At 41.4% G+C, this 20,130-nt stretch carries 17 protein-coding genes; 6 read left to right on the forward strand and 11 right to left on the reverse strand.

Annotation, left to right across the window (positions count from 1 at the left end; genetic code table 11):
- Positions 1-276: 276 nt before the first annotated feature.
- Positions 277-1,530, forward strand: coding sequence for an ammonium transporter (locus AFM12_RS12335; RefSeq protein ID WP_229308499.1), 1,254 nt, complete (start codon positions 277-279; stop codon positions 1,528-1,530).
- Between the two features lie 53 nt (positions 1,531-1,583).
- On the opposite strand, the gene upp is transcribed toward AFM12_RS12335, so the two are convergent.
- Positions 1,584-2,300, reverse strand: coding sequence for a uracil phosphoribosyltransferase (gene upp / locus AFM12_RS12340; protein WP_310586873.1), 717 nt, complete (start codon positions 2,298-2,300; stop codon positions 1,584-1,586).
- 40 nt (positions 2,301-2,340) lie between these two features.
- On the opposite strand from upp, the gene AFM12_RS12345 reads away from it, so the two are divergent.
- Positions 2,341-3,291: a hypothetical protein gene (locus AFM12_RS12345; protein ID WP_055148631.1), complete on the forward strand. Its 951-nt coding sequence runs from the start codon at positions 2,341-2,343 to the stop codon at positions 3,289-3,291.
- Positions 3,292-3,442: 151 nt separating this feature from the next.
- Here AFM12_RS12345 and AFM12_RS12350 read toward each other — a convergent pair whose 3' ends face one another.
- From AFM12_RS12350 to AFM12_RS12390, 9 genes are all read right to left on the reverse strand, one after another.
- Positions 3,443-4,138 carry an intradiol ring-cleavage dioxygenase gene (locus tag AFM12_RS12350; protein WP_055148633.1) on the reverse strand — a complete coding sequence of 232 codons (696 nt, stop codon included), beginning with the start codon at positions 4,136-4,138 and terminating at the stop codon, positions 3,443-3,445.
- Between the two features lie 44 nt (positions 4,139-4,182).
- Positions 4,183-4,824, reverse strand: coding sequence for a DUF2490 domain-containing protein (locus AFM12_RS12355; protein WP_055148635.1), 642 nt, complete (start codon positions 4,822-4,824; stop codon positions 4,183-4,185).
- Positions 4,825-4,836: 12 nt separating this feature from the next.
- On the reverse strand, positions 4,837-5,442 hold the full coding sequence (locus AFM12_RS12360) for a DUF4956 domain-containing protein (protein WP_055148637.1): 606 nt from the start codon (positions 5,440-5,442) through the stop codon (positions 4,837-4,839).
- Complete coding sequence (locus tag AFM12_RS12365; RefSeq protein ID WP_055148639.1) at positions 5,439-6,224, reverse strand: polyphosphate polymerase domain-containing protein; 786 nt, start codon at positions 6,222-6,224, stop codon at positions 5,439-5,441. Before AFM12_RS12365 ends, AFM12_RS12360 begins: the two co-directional genes overlap by 4 nt.
- Complete coding sequence (locus AFM12_RS12370; RefSeq protein ID WP_055148641.1) at positions 6,196-7,650, reverse strand: CotH kinase family protein; 1,455 nt, start codon at positions 7,648-7,650, stop codon at positions 6,196-6,198. The genes AFM12_RS12365 and AFM12_RS12370 overlap by 29 nt, the downstream gene beginning before the upstream one ends.
- A 4-nt stretch (positions 7,651-7,654) precedes the next feature.
- Entirely contained in the window at positions 7,655-9,358 is a 1,704-nt protein-coding gene (locus tag AFM12_RS12375) for a carbohydrate-binding domain-containing protein (protein WP_082391321.1), read from the reverse strand.
- A gap of 216 nt (positions 9,359-9,574) precedes the next feature.
- The gene (locus tag AFM12_RS12380) at positions 9,575-10,528 is read right to left on the reverse strand and encodes an NAD(P)-dependent alcohol dehydrogenase (protein ID WP_055148645.1); all 954 of its coding nucleotides are present in this window, start codon (positions 10,526-10,528) and stop codon (positions 9,575-9,577) included.
- Between the two features lie 153 nt (positions 10,529-10,681).
- On the reverse strand, positions 10,682-11,179 hold the full coding sequence (locus tag AFM12_RS12385; RefSeq protein ID WP_055148647.1) for a PepSY domain-containing protein: 498 nt from the start codon (positions 11,177-11,179) through the stop codon (positions 10,682-10,684).
- A gap of 31 nt (positions 11,180-11,210) precedes the next feature.
- Positions 11,211-13,772 (reverse strand): TonB-dependent receptor, encoded by a 2,562-nt coding sequence (locus AFM12_RS12390; protein ID WP_055148649.1) that lies wholly within the window; start codon positions 13,770-13,772, stop codon positions 11,211-11,213.
- Between the two features lie 237 nt (positions 13,773-14,009).
- On the opposite strand from AFM12_RS12390, the gene AFM12_RS12400 reads away from it, so the two are divergent.
- Both AFM12_RS12400 and AFM12_RS12405 read left to right on the forward strand, forming a co-directional pair.
- Entirely contained in the window at positions 14,010-15,068 is a 1,059-nt protein-coding gene (locus AFM12_RS12400; protein WP_055148653.1) for a sensor histidine kinase, read from the forward strand.
- A complete protein-coding gene (locus tag AFM12_RS12405) occupies positions 15,065-15,787 on the forward strand; it encodes a LytR/AlgR family response regulator transcription factor (RefSeq protein WP_055148655.1) in 723 nt (240 codons plus the stop codon). The genes AFM12_RS12400 and AFM12_RS12405 overlap by 4 nt, the downstream gene beginning before the upstream one ends.
- Before the next feature lie 56 nt (positions 15,788-15,843).
- Here AFM12_RS12405 and rpsJ read toward each other — a convergent pair whose 3' ends face one another.
- Positions 15,844-16,149 (reverse strand): 30S ribosomal protein S10, encoded by a 306-nt coding sequence (rpsJ, locus tag AFM12_RS12410; protein WP_055148657.1) that lies wholly within the window; start codon positions 16,147-16,149, stop codon positions 15,844-15,846.
- A 202-nt stretch (positions 16,150-16,351) separates the two neighbouring features.
- On the opposite strand from rpsJ, the gene AFM12_RS12415 reads away from it, so the two are divergent.
- Together AFM12_RS12415 and AFM12_RS12420 are read left to right on the forward strand one after the other, a co-directional pair.
- Positions 16,352-17,221: an aldose 1-epimerase family protein gene (locus tag AFM12_RS12415; RefSeq protein ID WP_055148659.1), complete on the forward strand. Its 870-nt coding sequence runs from the start codon at positions 16,352-16,354 to the stop codon at positions 17,219-17,221.
- Between the two features lie 268 nt (positions 17,222-17,489).
- A complete protein-coding gene (locus tag AFM12_RS12420; RefSeq protein WP_055148661.1) occupies positions 17,490-20,120 on the forward strand; it encodes a valine--tRNA ligase in 2,631 nt (876 codons plus the stop codon).
- Positions 20,121-20,130 lie beyond the last annotated feature (10 nt).

Below are 20,130 nucleotides of genomic sequence, written 5' to 3' on the forward strand. Positions count from 1 at the left end.
AGGGTATAAGTGGAGCAAAAATAAGGTTTTTTTTTAGCTGATAGGTGACCTTTACTTTTTTCGGATCACAATTGAGAAACTATAGAATTGAGATATTTTATTCTTGTCAATAATCGTATTTCAGAAGAAAGTTTGTTGCGTTTAGAGGGTGTAATGATCTTATTTTCAGAATTATATTCTGTTTTTATGGAAATAGTTCAATATAAAATCAAAATAATATAGGTTATTTCCAAAAGAAATAATCATTTTTGCGGCCTACAACAAAATGACAGTTTAATGGAAGAAATGCAGGAAGTCTTGGCCAATCAGGCCGAGATGGTCAATGCTATTGACACGGTGTGGGTGGCTTTATGTGCCGCACTTATTTTTCAAATGGAAGGTGGCTTCGCTCTGCTTGAAGCCGGATTTATCAGATCTAAAAACTCAGTCAGTATTATTGCCAAAGTGATGATTGATATCATGTTTGGTGGCCTGGCGTTTTACGCTGTTGGTTTCGGTATTGCTTACGGAGCATCCAATGGCTGGTTTGCCTTTGGTACAGGTATCAGTAAAGAAGATCTTGGATTGGGTTTGACTATTTCTAATTCCTTGTTTTGGTTTATTCAATTGGGTTTTGCCATAGCGGCTGTTTCTATCGTATCAGGTGCTATCACAGAAAGAATGAAAGTTTGGGCTTACACCGTTTTTGTGGTTATTTTCTGTGCCTTTATGTATCCTCTGGCCGCGAACTGGGTGTGGAACCCTAATGGATGGCTGGCAGCTTTGGGTTTTAATGACTTTGCCGGTTCTGCCGCAGTACATGCTATGGGCGGTTTTGCGGCTCTTGCAGGTGCCATTGCTGTTGGACCCAGAATAGGTAAATATAAGCCAGATGGTACTCCAAACTCCATCATGGGTCATAATATACCTTTGGCCGCTGTAGGTGCCTTTATCCTTTGGTTTGGTTGGTTTGGCTTTAATCCCGGCAGTACTTTAGCAGCAGTTGGTAAATGGGATTTGATCGGCAAAGTGGCTACTAACACTTTTCTCGCTTCAGCTGCCGGTGGAGTTGCCACTACTTTTTACACCTATTTCAGATATACCAAAGTAGATATCACGATGGTGATCAATGGTGTTTTGGCGGGTTTAGTTGCCATCACTGCAGGCTGTAATGTGGTTGGCCCTTATTCGGCCATTCTTATTGGTTTGGTAGCGGGTATTTTGGTTGATGTGGCTGTAGTTCTTATCGACAGAGCAAAAATTGACGATCCTGTAGGTGCTATTGCGGTGCATGGTATAAATGGTACTTTCGGTACATTGGCGGTAGGGCTCTTTGCAGAAGAAAGCGGCTTGTTTACTACCGGTGATGCTCATCAGCTTGGGGTTCAGGCCCTAGGCGTGTTTACGATAGCTGCGTTCTCATCTGTCGTCACTTTTGTGGTATTTAAGATATTGGATAAAATCATGGGTATCAGAGTGAAACCTGATGAAGAGGAAGTAGGTATTGATGCTGTGGAGTACAGTATTGATGCCTATGATGACTATATGTAATTGGTCAATAAAGCCTAAGCAGAAGAGCTCGCCAAAAGCGGGCTCTTCTGTTTTTAAGTCTTATTTCCGTAAGATAAATCGCCGGCATCACCCAAACCCGGAACGATATACGATTTGTCGTTTAGGTCTTGGTCAAGGTCGCCCAGATAGAGCCTGCACTCGGGCATACGTGCCTGAACAAATCGGGCTCCTCTGGAAGAGGCAATTGCCCCGACAAGATAGGTTCTTTTGGGAATTCCATAACGAAGCATGGCATGATAAGCCTTCTCCAGCGATTTGCCCGAGGCAATCATTGGATCACAAAGAATTAACGTTCTTCCCTGAATATCCGGGCTGCTGATGTAGTCCATCTCAATATCAAAATTCTCTTTCGCATCATGTTTGCCTCTATAGGCTCCTATAAAGGCACTATCGGCTTTGTCAAAGTAATTCAGCATACCCTGATGTAACGGAAGGCCGGCCCTCATAATAGTACAGAGAACGGGTTGCTGGCTGAGTAAACGTGTTTCTTTAATGCCCAAAGGTGTTTCAACTTTGGCCGGTTTATAACCCATATTTTTAGAGACTTCGTAGGCAAGGATTTCACCCAATCGCTCAATGTTTTTTCGGAAACGGGCCCGGTCTTTTTGAATTTCAGTATCTCTGATTTCGGCTAAAAAATGATTGGCAATACTGCTGTTTTCGGTCAGGATATACATGTCAGGGTTTATTTGAGAAATCAATTTACAGTTTTTACCGAAGTCGCCAACATTAAGTTTTATTAACGCCAATGGCTCAAAGTGTTTTAAGAATGTCTGTTACTTTAGGGTAATGAAAAAGTATTGCACTCTCTTTTTTGGTTTACTTCTTACACAAATTGTTTATGCTCAGCAAATTGACATACAGTATCAGCCGGCTATAGGTCAAAGCGAGCTAACTTCAGAAATTAGTATTCCTGCGGCACCATCAGGTTACTCGGTTTGGATGCCCGAGGGTAAGCCAAAAGGTGCTGTAGTCTTTTTTCATGCTGAAGCGGATAGCAATTCTGTTTTTTCAATGGTACCAAAGGCAAATGCCAGGGAGCTCGCGGTCATTTTTGTCAGTACTGCGAATCCTTTTGAGTTTTTGTTTGAAGCCACTGCAATGCAGGAGCTTGAGGCATACATTGAAGATGCTTGCCAAAAACATGAGATACCAACCGAAAACTTGCTTTTTGGAGGAATGTCACTTGAAGGTACCCGGGCGTTGAAAATGGCGGTATTTTCTCAAAGTGGTGATTGCCGGATATGTATTCAACCCAAAGCAGTAATGACCTGCGATTCCCCTCTTGATATGGTAAGGTTTTGGAAAGAAGCCGATAAGGCCTGGCGGCTCAATATCAACGAAATAGGAGCTAATGAGGGCAAATGGGTAAGTCAGTATCTGGCCAAAAAATTAGGTGGAAAACCTGAAGATGTGATGCATGATTATGTCAATTATTCCCCATACTGCTATGTGGCTGAGCATGGTGGGAATGCCCGTTTTTTCAAAGATATTGCCGTAAGAGCTTACACTGAACCTGATGTTCATTGGTGGATAGAAAACAGAGGAAAAGATTATTACGGTATGAATGCTATAGACGCCGCGGCTTTGATTAATCAACTCAAAATTGACGGAAATAAAAACGCTGAACTCGTTCTGACTGAAGACAAAGGCTACCGGCCGGATAACTCACGTCATCCGCATTCATGGAGTATTGTGGATGAGGAGGAGCTACTTGATTGGTTTTTGAGTTTGGAGTAGTCGGGTTAAGACATTCTTACTTCCGTGGTTAGTCGTGCCATGACTAATCTCGTCGAAACCCGGTCGTGAAAAGACTTCTCTTTTTCTTAAATGGGGTAAATTATACGTTGTACGACACTTTTCCTTTTGTGGTTAGTCGTGCCACGAAAGATTAGACCTCAATATTATGCGTGAGCACAAAGCCCTCGTTTACTGAGCCTGTAATGCTGGCCATCTCGTTTTCGAATCCATCTCTGAAAATTCCATCTCTTTCATTCGAGGTATCTGCAAGGCCGTTGGAATAAAAATCTGTGGCATTTTGAAAAACAGCATCACACACCTCTGCCGGGAAAGCGATTTGAGTAATCAGTTCTGAATTTCCGGAATTATTAAAAACCTGAACATGAATATGCACGGCTCTACCGGGATACCAGCCGGGGAAAATTGTTTTGAAAACCACCATTCCGTTACTGTCGGTAATCTGTCTACCCCTTAGGAAATTGGCGTTAGAATGACCACCATATTGGGAATAATTTCCATCGGAATCACAATGCCAGATATCAACTCTGGCACCTTCCAGGGCTTCGCAGCCGTTAGACGCATCTTTGATGCTTAGCTGTACTTCAAGTGGTACACCTTGCCTGTCCAGGGTAATATCCTGATAAACGAAATTGGATGGATTTTTTATAGGGAATGGTCCGGCTGTTTCAGAATTGGTGACCTCGCAGTTTTCGGATGACGAGCCATTAGTGCTACCATTGGCTTCAAGGTTTTCGCCGGCATTTACTGTATTCTTTACGCAGGCCAGTGTAACCGGTGCAGCGGACAAAAAGCCAATTCCTTTTTTAATGAAGTCTTTTCTTTTCATTTTATTTTTTCGTTTCTCTCATAACCTTTTGAGACCTTGGATGATTAGTTGATTTTAAATTTAAGTCCCCAGTTAATTCTCCATTGATTTGATTTAGAACTGTTTAGCCGGTCATCGGTTTGAATACCTACATCCAGAACAAGTTTTTTTGAAATATCGTATTCAGTACCTAAAGTATATCTTAACTGATCAAAGTCTCCACCGGTTTCGTAAAAGAGGTCGGCAGAAAGATAAGGCTCAATTTTCTTACTGAGTTTAGTGCTGATTTCTACCTTATTACGTAAATAATTAGCATCCAGGCTTAGTCCGTCAAGGTCATCTTTAAACTGCTGTTGATACCTTAATCTGTACCCAATTCTTAGTGGCTCAAAAGCCTTGGTTTTGTATTTAAGTTCGCCGTAAAATCTATGATAAGTATCGGCTGCCAATTTTTCGGCGTCAGGTTCAGCGATGAGCCTGTAAAAAGCTGCCAGGCTGAAACCCTTTGGTAAATCGTATTTTAATCCGGCCTCTCCCAGGAAGCTTTTGAAAGGAGTACCTATTTCGGAGGTTCTGGCTTGAGTATTAACTTCAAGTTCCAGGTTTTTTATGATATCGGCTTCAGCAGTTATTTTACTCCAAACGCCTATCTGTGCCGAGCTTTTAAATCCTGACAAAATCAGAATGACTACAACTATTTTTTTCATATCCTGTGTATTCTAGGCGTAATAGAAAGCATGAATTCTGGCAGAGTCACGAAGCATATCAATAGATATTATATCTACGCGATGCACGCTTATTCCTGTTCTTAATTTGAGGTCTTCCAGAAGATATTCTCTGTTCTCAGGTTTTATATTTTCCAGATTGTCATAATCAATCTGATGGAACACTTCCTTTTTCGTGAGAATGTTACCATCTAGTAGGACAGTGGTTACAATAATAATGAGGTTTATCACACCTAGTTCATCCCAGCTGCCTTTTGAAACGGCTGTCACAAGTCCCATAGCTATAACCAGAAAAAGGTAGGTCATGTCTTTGGTGTTAATTCCTTCAGTTCTAAACCGCAGCATGCTAAAAACAGCGAAAAGCCCAAATGCCGCTCCCATGGTCATATCTACTCTGTTTAAAAGGTAGGAAATAAGGAAGATGACCATATTAAAGCCGAAAAAGGTTAGAAATAGCTCGGTCTTTTTATAAAAGCGATAGTAAACCAATCTTACCATCACAAAAGTGGCCAGCATATCAACCAGCAGTCTCAGAAAAAACTTATCTGATAGTTTTCCCAGAAAGGCATTCTGCCCCATCAGTTCCAATAGTTCTGTCATTTATTTAAAGTTTTTAAAAAGGGTTTATAAAGTTTGTCAAAAGTAGGTTTCAACCTGTTATATCGAACATCGTCTTCTGAAGAGATAATACCAAGGCAATATTTGCTTATAGTTCCGGGTCTTTGACCCAGTTTTTTGAGGCGTTTCCGTATTTCAGTTTGTTTGAGTTTATCCTGCTTTACTTCCAGTACCACTAAATCTTCAAATCCCCTCTCCTTCCCCTCTCTACTTACCTGCAGATTAAGATCAATGGTCACCCGCTCTGAAGAAGTCTTGTTCACAAGTGTTACCCGGTTATAAGAGACTGAAACTGTAGGTTCAAGGATTTCTCTGAAGAAAGGGCTGACCTCCTGGAGAAAAGCATTTTCATCATGGAGAATTTCACCCTTCGCAGGGAACTTTGTTTCAATTCTTGATTTCATTGTACGGCCATGATTATTCTTAAATTTTACTTCAAAAAACGCTAGGCCCGAATCCAGATATTGTCTTTTTCGAACCTTATACCTGTTTAGTCGACCGGAGCGATGCTGATGAAAAAAATGAAGATCTTCTGTGTCAAAATACTCTGAAACATATTTAAAGATGCGTTTCTCGTTTATTTCCAGAATTCGGTAGTGCTGTTCCAAGCCTTTGAGTAAATCAGGGATCAGTATTTTCTCAAACGTATATTTTACCTCACGCCTGTCAAGCAATTCTGCTCGGCTCATTTCGGCCAATCCTAAACTGCTAAATCCCATAAGGCGATCTTCAAGATCACTTGCTAAATGATTTTGCTGTTTCATATCTTGATTCTACATGATTTTTTAGGGCTGAAACTCCATTCTCAAAGCTTTCTGACCCCGTAAGATAGGTATAGCCTACTACTTCAGGTTCAGCCCCTATGACATAATTTTTAATTAGGTTATAGTTTTTGTCAATCATAGAATGTACCAGAGATACTTCAAAAGCTCCATTGACAAATGAATTAACATTTGATCTGTATTGCTGATAATAATCTGTGTCTTCAGCCAGATAACTTATCAATGGCCAATTACTGCTCACTCCGGTCAGCTCAAGATTTATACTTCTATTGTTTAAACTTAAGGCCTCATTATGATCCCATGGAATCCATTTTAGTGATCCCTTATGGTTATATAGATAATAATTATGAGCCATTCCTCCGTAGGAATCCCAGTTTACAATGGTATTATTTATGGCCAGATAATTCAAAAAATGATCAACATCAAATACCTTTTCCAGCATATTCTTCCATGAATCCTTTGAATTTAATCTGTCTGAACTATTTAACCGCTCCACCAGTGTTCTCACATCTGAAAAATCTGCCTGCTCCTTATTATTCTTTTTCTCAAACTGAGATTCCAGAAAACTCTGCAGGGTGCTTTCCGGCTTGTATATATTACCATCTTTTTCACCATATTGACTTTCTACCATAGTGTCATCTATCACTTCTACAATGGTATAAACTCCACAGTATTTCACACCTTCACCAAAATCTATATATACTTTACAAAATGAAGTTTGTGCCGCGGGTATACCGGCATTTCTAAACAAGTCAGCTGCCAGTTTTTCTCTCATAAGGGAGGGATCATTGAAAGCCGGTGAAAAAGACAATTCTTTGAAGCCATAAAATCGTTGATCTTTTACTGCCGGAAACTCATCTTCCATCTTGTCAAAATGAAGTCTGAATGGCAATTTATATACCCCTGAAGACCAGGACTTGCTAAGGCTGGAATTTCCTTTCAATCTAAAACCTACATGCTCCCATGTCTTATCATTGAACGAGATAGAGGTTCCTACATAGATGGGATCTCTGCTGAAAATACTAACAGCTCCACCCTGCCCACCTCCGGGATTAAATCCTCCGCCGGGCTGACCTGCTGGGGGGGCACCATTTGGCAGCCCACCACCTTGATTTGGCCTACCGCCCAATCCTCCACCTGTGCCAAAAGCATTTCCGGAAAGTGAGGTCATATCTTCTTCAATTTTCTCCCAGGAATCCAGTCCAAGGTTTATGGTTATTGTGTTGACCATTGTCTGAGGAAATACAAGATCATAATCAGGACTTACACTGTTTCCATGACTCTCCTCAGTCCAGCCAGCGACCACAGAAGAAGGAATTGAAAATTCGTTCTTATTACAGGATTCTAATAGAATAATTCCTGTCACGCAAATTGTTACCTTTAAATAGCTATTAATGTTGCCCCCCATTGCTTTATAATGTTATTGTTCCAAATGAGGTACCTCCGCTGTAATTTCCACCTGCAATCAGCCCATCTGAGTTTGCTCCCGTAGAGGTGCCGCCTATACTGAGATTATAACTGTTTCCACTTTTCAAATTAGATCCTGAATAGACGATCGATTGGTATTTTTTCATAGGTTGAAAGCAAATTATTTCTTCGCCTTTTGAATCAGTAATATCAAAAACTACTCCCGCTGATTGCGTCTGACTTAAATTTGCAAGAATAGAGGGTTGAGTGCTGCTGTTATCCGGCTTTTGAGCCATTCTTGAGCTACCTACGGCGACAAGTGTACCTCCGCTGATTTGAAAACTCCTGTCATAGTCCAGCGAGCCATTCATACTTTCCGTTGGTCCATGTACCAAAACGGTACCTCCGGTCATAACTATTGACCCGTTAGCATCCAGGCCATCACCAGATGCATTGACCACCAGGTAACCGCCATTGATATAAAGAAAAACAGAGGTAGCCCCACTATTGCTAAAACCACCGGGCCCTCCAAAGCCTGAACTACTTCCATCGGCGGCATTAATGCCGTCATCACTAGAGGTTATCCAGATATTCCCATCGTTGACGGTGATGCTGGCACTTTCCAGGCCTTCATAGGATTTTGAGACCGTTATGCTGCCACCATCAATCAGCAGGGCTTCGTCGGCATGAACTCCGTCGTCTGCAGTGACAATCTCAAAAGAGCCGTCTTTTATAGTGATGTACTGATTGGAGTGAAGGGCATCATCTGCGGAGTTGATGTCATAGGTACCACCACTAACCAAAAGTTTTACACCTGCTTTCAGAGCTTTAGCTGTGTTCGTTGTTGACTTACTGCTACCACCACCTGTAGTTAAGTCATAAGTTCCGTTTTCAAGGGTTAAAACCGTGACTGCCTGAATGGCGTCAGCACCAGAAGCTATGGTATAGTTTCCATTTTTCAGATCCACAAAGCCGAGTGACTCATCCTCATCATTCGTAGAAGTAATACCGTCACCTCCTGCGGATAGATCAAAATTACCGTTATGGATTAATACATAATCTTTTCCACGAATAGCATCGTCAGCAGCGTTCACAATGAAACTTCCGCTTTCTATAATCAGGCCGTCTTTTGAAACGATTCCATCTTCAAAATTTGCATTGACCGTCAGACTTCCCTGGCCAAAAAAACTAAGGTCGGCTTTACTGTAAAGGGCCCCGTTTTTTTCGTCGTTGGCATCGTAGGTACCGGCATCGGTAATGGTGTTTTCAGTCCCTTCTTTTAACTGAAACACTACCTTTTCGGCACTTATTATAGATATAGCAGAGGAGGTTTTGCTGGTAATACTGGCTGCGTTTAAAATGATATTCACATTTTCCGAATCATCAGAATCAATAACTAATTGCCCGTCGGTAAGACTGCCACTTATGTTATAAGTGCCGGCTTTTGATATGGTTATTTCTGAGCCAGATGAAGAGGCACCTTCCCCTGAAATTTCCACAATTGAGTTTTTAAGGATAATATTAGTGGCTCCCGTGTCATCCCAGTTATAGTCAGCCTCTGTTTCATTGGGATTCTCCAGTTCGGTTTCCACATCCGGAATTTCAACCCCGGTTTCGGTATCAGGGGTTACTTCGTTCAGGTCGTTGCAGGCCATTAGTAGCGTTAATAGACCAGTAAGCATTAAAGCTTTTATTCTTAATCTGTTCATATGGGTGTAAAGAGTTTTGCTTTTTTATTCTCTACGCACACCCATATCCAAAACGAAGCCTGATTATGGAGCTAAATTGTATAAAATCTATAGAAGGTCCCTTATTATCGACAATAAGGCCTGTCTTGTCTGTATTATTTTTAGGCCAAAAGTGTAAGCCTTTTCGTCCATATGACCGAATGAGAAACGGTTTTCATGAAAAAAGATCTATTGAATTCAAACTTTCACTACAATTTTCCCCTTATGTCGGGCTTCGCCAAAATAGCGTATCAGTTCGGGTATTTTCTCAAAAGGGTATGGACCATCTAATTGGGTTTTGATTTTACCTTCCAGATATAGATCGACAATTATGTCCAACCCTTTATTGGGTACTAAACCAAGGATATTAATGCGGTCTTTGTAAATGATTTTTGAGAGCAGGAGTCGGATCAGATTGAGTGGAGAGCCGCCTACAGTTATATACTTTCCACCCGGTTTAAGGCATTTGATGTAACTACTAGGTGAGCGGGTGGTTTTAGCATCAATAATCAGGTCATATAGAACCCCTTTTTGGGTGAAATCTTCTTTTTGATAGTCAATCACCTCATCAAACCCTAATGCTTTCATCATCTCCAGTTTGGCTCCACTGTCTACACCCGTAACCTGGCAGTTGAACGTTTTGGCAATTTGAAGGCCAAATGTACCCATTCCTCCACCGGCCCCATTCACCAGAATCTTCATTCCTTCAGAAACCTTACCAATATCTACCAGACTTTGCCAGGCCAGAAGCGAAGCATGAGGCATGGCCGCGGCGTCTTCAAAGCTCATTTTCTCGGGCTTTAACAGGAGTGACTTTTCATTAACACAGGCATATTCGGCAAAAGTACCCCAGCCGTATTGAGAAGTGTCGCCGAAAACCTCATCACCCTCTTTAAACGATGTAACTTCTGAGCCTACGGATCTCACGATACCTGAGAGTTCCATTCCGGGTATCGGTTTTTTGGGTTTGAAAAGGCCATAAAGAAGTCGGTAAACCATGGGTTTTCCTCTGACCAAAGCCCAGTCCCAATCATTAATAGTGGTGGCTTTGACTTTGACAATAACTTCATTTTCTTTTGGGCTCGGAACTGGGATTTCAGAAATTTCAAGTTCTTCCGGTTTGCGGTAAGTTTTTGCGAGTACTGCTTTCATAGCTTTTTAAAATTTATCTAAAGAAAGAAAGCTGAAGGGAAGAATCAATAGATTATTGACCAGCGGTTTCTATCATATTTACAGCTCTATCAAAGACAAAGGGCGAATCCGAAATCGGAAACGCCCTTATCTATTTTAACCATTAACTCTTTTCTATACGTAAAGCAGGATGATAGTCAACATTATTCCACCTGCTGTAAACCAAAGTCCTTTCTTAAAGATTTTGGTTTGCGGTGCAAACATCCAGAAAGTAGAAATCACAAAAAACAGAAGTGATAATCCAAAGAAAATATTCAGGAAGTAAAGCGGTGAATTTACTGTTGCCTTATGAATGGTTTCCATTTTGTGTAACAAAGTTGGGAGTTCTTTGACCGTATAATCAGCCTCGCCCGTTACTTTATTATAGGTACCGTCATTGAAATAAATGATATCTCCTTCTTCTTTCTGAACCTGAAGTCTCATTCTTAAAGCAGGCCCCAGTCCCTCAGCATTTAAGCCGGGTTCCAGTGTTTTCTGCATGTGCTTTTCTTCCTTTAAAAAGTCTGTGGTTCTGTAAATCATTACCATTCCACTTAGGGCATACATGGCCATAATACCGGCCAAAAAGAAGCCTAAATAACGGTGAATGACTCTCATCCATTTACTTGTCATAGTTCTTCAGTCTTGTTGTTATTAAATTGGTTTATCTGTTAAATCCGCCTCCCTGAGCCGGGTTGTCGTCTCCGCCACCAACGCCGTCTGTATTATTCACAGAACGTGTTTTCTTTTTGGCTACAAACTTCATATTACCCAATTTGTACTGGAAAGTAACTTTAACATTTTGGTTGTATATGTAGTTGATGCTTTCCTGGCTAAACAATGGAGAGACGCTGGTGCTTCTCATGGTCATGCCTCCGAGGAAGTTGTCAAAGGCAAACCCAAGGCTTCCTTTCTTTTCATTGATGTCTTTTCTAAGTCCTAATGAATAGAAGCCAAAACCGGTTCTTTGCCCCTGGAGTGTTACCTGATTACCCCTCATTCCACCAAAAGCCTGTACTGCCCAGCCTTTGTTCAATGAAATCTGTGACATCATTCTTCCTCCGATAACGATTCCATTATTGCTGGCTACCTCAAAACCATCCAATGTCTGAACTTGTCCTTCCATGTAGGTGTAATAAAGGTCAAATCCACCGTTTAGACTCCATTTTGGAGTCAGGAAGAAGTTTCCGAATAAGTTAAGGCCGCTTGTCTGCTCTTTACCAATGTTTTCGTAAGTGGTTACCAATGCCCCAGCAAGTGTATCAGAAGGCGACGTTAATCTCAAAATGGAGTTATTGGTCTGGCGGGCATAGAAAGATAGGTTTACGTAATTTCTTTTGATTGATTTACTCAAGCCTAATTCCACGTTGTTTGAGATTTCAGGCTCAAGATTTGGGTTGCCTATTTCAATACTCTGAGGGTTTGCAGCATTGAAGTTCGGGTTTAATTGCTGCAGTCCAGGTCGCTGAATACGGTTATTGTAGGCGAGTTTTACGGCCAAACCATTTTTCATGATTTTTGAAATATTGACACTTGGCACCAGGTTGTCATAACCGTTTATGTCAAGAATTACTCCGCTATCATCGGCGTCAATGGTAGTTCTTTCATAGCGTGCTCCGGCTTTGAATGACCATTTGCTAGGAGTAGTGTACGTGTATGACAAGTAACCCGCCTGAACATTCTGATTATAGTTCAGGAAGCCTGCAGGGTTTCTTGCATCAGCTTCCAGTGAGCCTCCAAAGCCAGCCAGATATTCAAAATCACTGTTAACTTCTCTGAAAATACCTTTAACTCCTGTCTCAAACATTTGTCTTTGACCGATAGGCATCATATAGTCAGTTTGTACGGTGATTTCTTTATTGATGCTGGCATTCAGGTTTTGCTGCTCGCCCAAGCTTTCACCACTCAAAGTGAAGTTGCTGGCGTCAAAATTATTAACCATGTTATTTTGGCTGTACTGGGTAGATACAGACCACTCATGAGTTGGTTTGAAAATCTTTACGTAGTCCAGATTAACATCTACGTTATTTGAGCTATTTTTTGTGTCAAGGAGTCGGTTAGTCTCTCTGTTGAGTACATCATTGGTGAAGTTACTGATGAGCATGTCCTGATCACGGTTCATGTTTCTTGTGCCAAAAGACACGTTACCCGTTATATACTCAGACTTGCTGATCTCTACATCCATTCCCAGGTTATACCGGCCAAACATACCGAAATCACGGGCATCTGCCGTTTGAGTAGTTTTGAACTGTCCAGCCTCAGCCATTGTAGTTTGGTTTAGCTCAGTGGCTGACTTATTGTAAAAGGCACGGCCGAAACCCCCAAGGGAGAATCCGACTTTTCCAACCCTTAAATTGCCATTTAGGCCAAGGTTAGTGCCTCTTACGCCCACACCGGTATTGATGTTAAGGTTATAACCCTGTACGCTTGATCTTTTCGTAATGATATTCACAATACCAGTGGTGCCTTCTGCATCATACTTAGCAGATGGAGAAGTAATGACCTCAACGGTTTTAATCAAATCTGCCGGAATCATTTTCAAAGCATCGGCTACAGAGCTGGCTACAATTGTTGACGGCTTATTATTGATCAAAACTCTGATGTTTTCGCTTCCACGAAGAGAAAGGTTTCCGTCAAGATCTACGGCAAGCATAGGTACTTTACGAAGCACGTCGGTGCCGTCTCCACCTTTGGATGTGACATCATTTTCAGCGTTATAAACCAAACGGTCCACTTTTTCTTCAATGATTGATTTAAGTCCTGTAACGGTAACTTCGTCCAGTACTTTGGCAGAAATAGCCAGTTTTACGGTTCCGAGATCAATATCTTCTCCTTTTTCAACCTTAACATTCTCAACTAGGGCATCTTCGTATCCTATAAAGGTCACTTTCAGTGAGTATGTTCCTTTAGCCACACGGGTAAACTGGAATTTACCGTTGCCATCAGCCATTGTTCCATCGATCACCTTTTTCGATTCCTGATCTATTAAAGCAACGTTGGCGTATTCTACGGCGATAGTTACGGCAGAATCGATTACAAACCCAGTGATTTTAGAGTTGCCCTTGGGCGTACCAGCGTCCATATCAAATGATGGCGGTGTACTTTGACCCGGTCGAGATGGTCTTCCGTTTCCATCACCACTTGGAGGGCCACCAGGTCTTTGAGCGTTGACCGTAAGGCTAAACCCGATTAGGATAAAAAGCAAAGCAACAATGGGCTTTTTCATGTTTGTCTTGTTTAAATGAACTGCTGCAAAACAAAATCAGAAAAACGGCATCTATTTTAATTATATATTCTTGGTCAACATTAATCGACATTCTGGTTCAATGTGGCGAGAAGGTGCTTTTTCGATCTTTTTACCTTAATTATCAGACTTTTAGAGGCAATGGTAGAAAAGGAGAAGGTGGCCAACGAGCTATGTTCAAAATAATGCTTACTTTTCGCCCGCATCAAAATCATAATAATGTTTGCTTCACTTTTCAGGAAAAATAAGCTGCTGCTATTGCACTTGATTTTCTGGGCTCTGTATTTTTCGTTTTTCTTCTATCTGGTCTCTTTTCCAAGAAAGGGAGTGGAGCCTAACTATGGAAGAGCGTTTCTTGATGCCATCACGCAGTTGATCACAATGATGGCTATTAGTTACTTTAACTACTTCGTTTTACTTCCTAAAGCTCTAAAAAAGGGGAAATGGGGTGTTTTTCTTTTAGAAATTGTCATTAGTCTTGCGGTAATGATAACCATCCAAATCTGGCTGAAGAGACAGATTTATTTTGATGCTGGTGGCCGGACTTTCAACTGGCTGGGTAGTGTAAGGTTTATCACTCAGCATACTTCATCTACAATCTTTATTGTAACGTTTGTTGCGTCTTTACGTTTTTTGAGTGATTATTTTGAGTTAGAAGCTGAACGCAAGCAGGTAGAAAATGACAAGCTTCAATCTGAGCTTCGTTTTCTTAAAGAGCAAATCAACCCCCACTTTTTGTTCAATACGTTAAACAATCTGTATTATCTGGCTCATACTAACTCGCCAAATACCAAAGATGTGATTGCTAAGCTCTCTCAAATGATGCGGTATATGATTTATGAGGCCAATACCGAAAAGGTGCCGGTAGGGCGGGAGATTGAGTATATCAAAAACTATATTGACCTTGAAAAGTTGAGACTTGACGAAGGTTTCCCAATAGAACTCAAAATTACCGGTGACTATGAGACTCTAAAAATAACGCCGCTGATTTTCATTACTTTCCTTGAAAATGCTTTCAAGCATGGGGTAGAGAAGGGCGATAAAAATTCATGGGTAAAGGTTGAGATTGATTTTAATGACCATATTTGTACCTACACGGTGTCAAACAGTAAGCCGGAAGAAGCTTCAGAAGATAATAGTGAACCTAAAGGAATAGGCCTGAAGAACACGGTTAGAAGGCTGAATCTAAGTTATCATGATCGCCATGAGCTCATTGTTGATGAAAACGCCGACAGTTATCATATCAAATTGATTATCGAACTGGACGAAAACCTATGAATCTGAAATGTGTGGTAGTGGAGGATGAGCCTCTGGCCAGAAAGTTAATGGTAGAGTACGTAAACTCTGCCCCGGGTCTTGATTTGTTGAAAGATTTTGGCAACCCTCTGGAGGCCCTGGAGTTTATGCGGGAGAATGAGATTGATGTGCTCTTTTCAGATATCAGAATGAAAGAAATCAGCGGCCTTACCTTGCTGAAGCTGATTAAAAGTAAGCCTTTCGTGATTCTTACAACCGCCTATTCGGAGTACGCCATTGAAGGTTTTGAACTTGATGTTACGGACTATTTGCTAAAGCCGATCACTTTTGAACGTTTCCTGAAAGCCGTAGAGAAAGTGAACCAAAGGGTAAAGGAGAGGGAAAAAGCTCCTTCAGTTTTGGGTACACCGCAAAATGCTCAGGAAGACTTCATTTTCCTTAAAGATGGGTCTAAGCTTATGAAGGTTAATCTGGCAGATATTCTGTACATACAGGGGCTCAAAGATTACGTAAAAGTGATGACAAAGGACAAGCAGATCGTAAGCCTGCAAACCATGAAATCGCTCGAAGAAACCTTACCTTCAAAGCAATTTATCAGGATTCATAACTCAACCATTGTGGCTTTTGATGCGATTGAAGAGATTGAACGGGATAAAGTTAAAATCGGGAAAAACTATTTTTCGATCAGCGACTCCTACAAGAAGACTTTCAAAGACGCCATTGAGGGGAAAAGGGTGTAAACAAAAAGCCCGACCTGATTGCTCAAGCCGGGCTCTGAAAATACGTTGTACTCAAGTTATACTTTGATTTCTACGTCAACACCAGACGGCAATTCTAATTTCATCAAGGCATCTACCGTGTTTGGGCTTGCAGAGAAGATATCGATCAATCTCTTGTAAGTACAAAGCTGGAACTGCTCTCTTGATTTCTTAGAAACGTGCGGTGAACGCAAAACTGTGAATTTCTCTTTCTTGGTTGGTAAAGGAATTGGGCCACTGATTACGGCTCCTGTAGATTTTACAGCCTTTACGATTTTCTCTGCTGAGTTGTCAAGAAGATTGTGGTCAAATGACTTCAGCTTAATTCTGATTTTCTGAGACATCGGTTCAAATAATTTAAAGTGTTAAACATCTGAGAACGAAAGAACCATATACTCCGTCCTCTCAAATGGGCTGCAAAGGTAAATGAATTTTTAAAGTTTTCAAATATTGACCATTAAATAAATGGCGGGTCAATTTTCAGTGTAAGCCTCATAAAATCAGGTCAATTTGTGTTAATTCGCAGCTGAATCAAATCGGCTATAAATGGTCTGTCTTCAAAACGATTTTATTAAGGTTTGGATTAAACCCAAAGGTGCAGAATTAAAAAGTCTGGTGAATAAGAAAACGGGTGTGGAATATCTATGGGATGCCAATCCGAGGTACTGGGGTAAGTCATCTCCTGTTCTGTTTCCTATTGTGGGAGCATTAAAAGACAATATGTATACGTTTGATGGGCAAACTTACGATCTGCCGAGACACGGTTTTGCTCGCGATATGATGTTTACCGTGGAGTCAAAGTCAGAAACTCAAGCCATTTTTCTGCTGAAATCAGATGTGGAAACCAAGAAAGTGTACCCGTTTGAATTTGAGTTTCGACTAATTTACGCTGTTGAGAAGAATAAGCTGACCACCACTTATGAGGTCAAAAATGTAGGGGCAGGTGAAATGTATTTCTCAGTAGGTGGTCACCCGGCTTTTGCAGTGCCACTTCAGCCAGAACACCTTTACACTGATTATTACCTGGAATTTAACTTTGATTCAGACCCTAAGAAATGGCTTCTCAATGAGGCCGGTCTACTCAACGGTGAGCAGCAGGCTGTTTTCCTTGATCACGGAAAATTGCCGTTAACCAAAGAGCTTTTCAAAGATGATGCTCTGGTTTTCAAAGGTCTGGGCTCTGACCAAATAGCAATCCGAAATCAAAAGAATGAGACGGCCTTGCTCTTTAATTTCAAAGACTTTCCTTTTTTCGGAATCTGGGCGGCTAAAGATGCTCCATTCGTTTGCCTGGAGCCTTGGTGCGGTGTGGCAGATGATGTTGACCATGATCAGGACCTGAAAAATAAAGAAGGGATCAATAAACTTGGGGTAGGGGAGAGCTTTGAACGGGCCTGGAGTGTGGAAGTAAGCTGATTAGTATTGATGGAATACGGTCATAGTTTTACAAAATGAGACCTTTTACCTGTTGTGAAAATGGGAGTGATTCAGGTGAACGAAAAGGATGATGCTTATTAACTGAGTAGGCAATCCTTCTGTAAAATAGTCATTGATCCCTGGTTTGGCCTTTTCGCTTTTCTTACGGATACCTGTCTTGCTTTCACCACAGATAGTCAATGCAAATAGTGCCTTAATGAAAAGCAAATTCCCTAATTTTGCGGCTTCAAATTAAAAACAGGCCTTCATGGAGATCTCAAAAACATATAATCCCAAAGAAACCGAAGATAAATGGTATAGCTACTGGATGGAGAATGGATTTTTCAAATCGACTCCAAATCCTGAGAAAGAGCCATATACCATCGTCATTCCGCCACCAAATGTGACGGGCGTGCTTCATATGGGACATATGTTGAATAATACCATTCAGGATGTGCTCATCCGTAAAGCCCGAATGGAGGGAAAGGAGGCTTGTTGGGTGCCAGGCACTGATCACGCCTCTATTGCTACAGAGGCCAAAGTGGTGGCCATGCTGAAAGAGAAGGGCATTAATAAGGCTGACCTTAGCCGTGATGAGTTTTTACAATATTGCTGGGAATGGACCGAAAAATATGGTGGAATCATTCTTCAGCAATTAAGAAAACTAGGTGCTTCGTGTGATTGGGATCGCACCCGTTTTACCATGGAAGATAGTCTGTACGATGCCGTTATTGAGGTTTTCGTTGATCTTTATAATAAAGAGGATATCTACCGCGGATATCGCATGGTAAACTGGGATCCGGAGGCTAAAACCACGGTTTCTGACGAGGAAGTAATTACTGTAGAGCGTCCTCAAAAGCTGGTTTACATTAAGTATGAAGGGAATGATGGTGATGTGTTGATCGCTACTACCCGCCCGGAAACCATTATGGCCGATGCTGCCATTTGTGTTAATCCTGAGGATGAACGCTATAAAAATCTGGTTGGGAAGAAGGTTCGTATTCCATTGATCAACAGAGAAATCGAAGTTATTGCCGACGAATATGTGGAAATGGAGTTCGGTACAGGATGTCTTAAGGTAACCCCGGCTCATGATCAGAATGACTTTGCACTTGGCAAAAAGCACAATCTGGAAGTTATTGATCTTTTGACAGATGATGCTAAACTCAACGAGAAAGCTAAGATTTTGGTAGGTGAAGATCGTTTTGTGGCTCGTAAGAAGATTGTGAAAATGCTGGAGGAATCCGGTAATCTGATCAAGGTCGAGGATTATACCTCAAACGTAGGCACATCTGAGCGTACAGGTGCTGTTATTGAGCCTAAAATCTCTTTACAGTGGTTCCTGAAAATGGATCGCCTGAGCAAACCAGCTTGGGATAACGTTATGGATGATACCATTCAATTGATTCCGCCTAAATTCAAGAACACCTATAATCACTGGATGGAAAATGTGCGTGATTGGTGTATTAGTCGTCAGCTTTGGTGGGGGCATCGGATTCCGGCTTACTACCTGGAAGATGGTACTTGCATAGTGGCAAAATCAAAGCAAGAGGCTTTGAAAATTGCCCGGGATAAGTATCAGCTTTTTGCGTTAAGTGAAAAAGATCTGACGCAAGACGAAGATGTTCTGGATACCTGGTTTAGCTCCTGGCTATGGCCAATGAGTGTTTTCGACGGTTTTAAAAATCCAGATAATGAAGACATTAACTATTACTACCCGACAAATGATCTTGTAACTGCTCCTGAAATTCTGTTTTTCTGGGTGGCCCGCATGATCATTGCTGGTTACGAATACAAGGGCACTTACCCTTTCAAAAATGTTTATCTGACCGGTATCGTTCGTGATAAGCAGGGTAGAAAAATGTCAAAGTCTTTGGGTAATTCGCCTGATCCTTTGGAGTTGATTGAGAAGTACGGAGCGGATGGGGTAAGAACAGGTATGCTTTTCAGTTCACCGGCGGGTAACGATTTGCCTTTTGACGAAAAACTATGTGAGCAGGGAAGAAACTTCTCCAATAAAATATGGAACGCTTTCCGACTGGTGAAAGGATGGAATGTGGATGAAAACGCGGCGGTGCCTCAGGCATCTGAAGTGGCTGTAAAATGGTTCAGGTCAAAACTTAACCAGACCATTGCGGAGGTACAGGATCATTACGGCAAGTACCGCATGAGTGATGCTTTGTTAAGCACCTATAACCTCATCTGGAATGACTTCTGCTCACAATATCTGGAGATGGTCAAACCGGCCTATGTGGATGGTCAAAGTTTGCCTATTGATAAAACTACATTCGATTTGACCATTGAGTTTTTTGATGAACTCATGAGGCTCGTTCATCCTTGGACACCTTTTATTACCGAAGAAATCTGGCAAAACCTGAGTGAAAGAGGTGAAAAAGCGACTATTTGTCAAGCGGAGTTTCCGTCTGGTGGAGCTGTGGAACAAGGTATTCTTTCCGATTTGGAAATCGTTTTTGAGTTAGTTTCTTGGGTAAGAAATACCCGCCAGTCAAAACAAATTTCTCCGAAAGAGGCTTTGCCTTTGAGTATCAAAACGGCAGATATTTCAAAATATAAGGAACTGACGGATCTGGTCGGCAAGCTTGCGAATATCAGTGAGGTTAACTTTGTAGAGGAGGTTTCAGGAGCCAGTTTGGTGATTAAAGGCGATGAATTCGGTCTTGATCTTGGTGATAATATTGACGTAGAAGAAGAGCGTTCAAATACCTTGAAAGAATTGGAATATGCCAGAGGTTTCAAGGTTTCAGTAGAAAAGAAATTGTCCAACGAGCGTTTCGTACAAAATGCGAAACCAGAAATTGTTCAACGGGAAAAAGACAAACTGGCTGATGCTGAATCAAAGATCAAGGCCCTGGAAGAGGCCCTTGCGAAGCTCGGGTAGTATTGGTCTT

The sequence above is a fragment of the Jiulongibacter sediminis genome, assembly GCF_001306455.1.
GTDB classification, from domain to species: domain Bacteria; phylum Bacteroidota; class Bacteroidia; order Cytophagales; family Spirosomataceae; genus Jiulongibacter; species Jiulongibacter sediminis.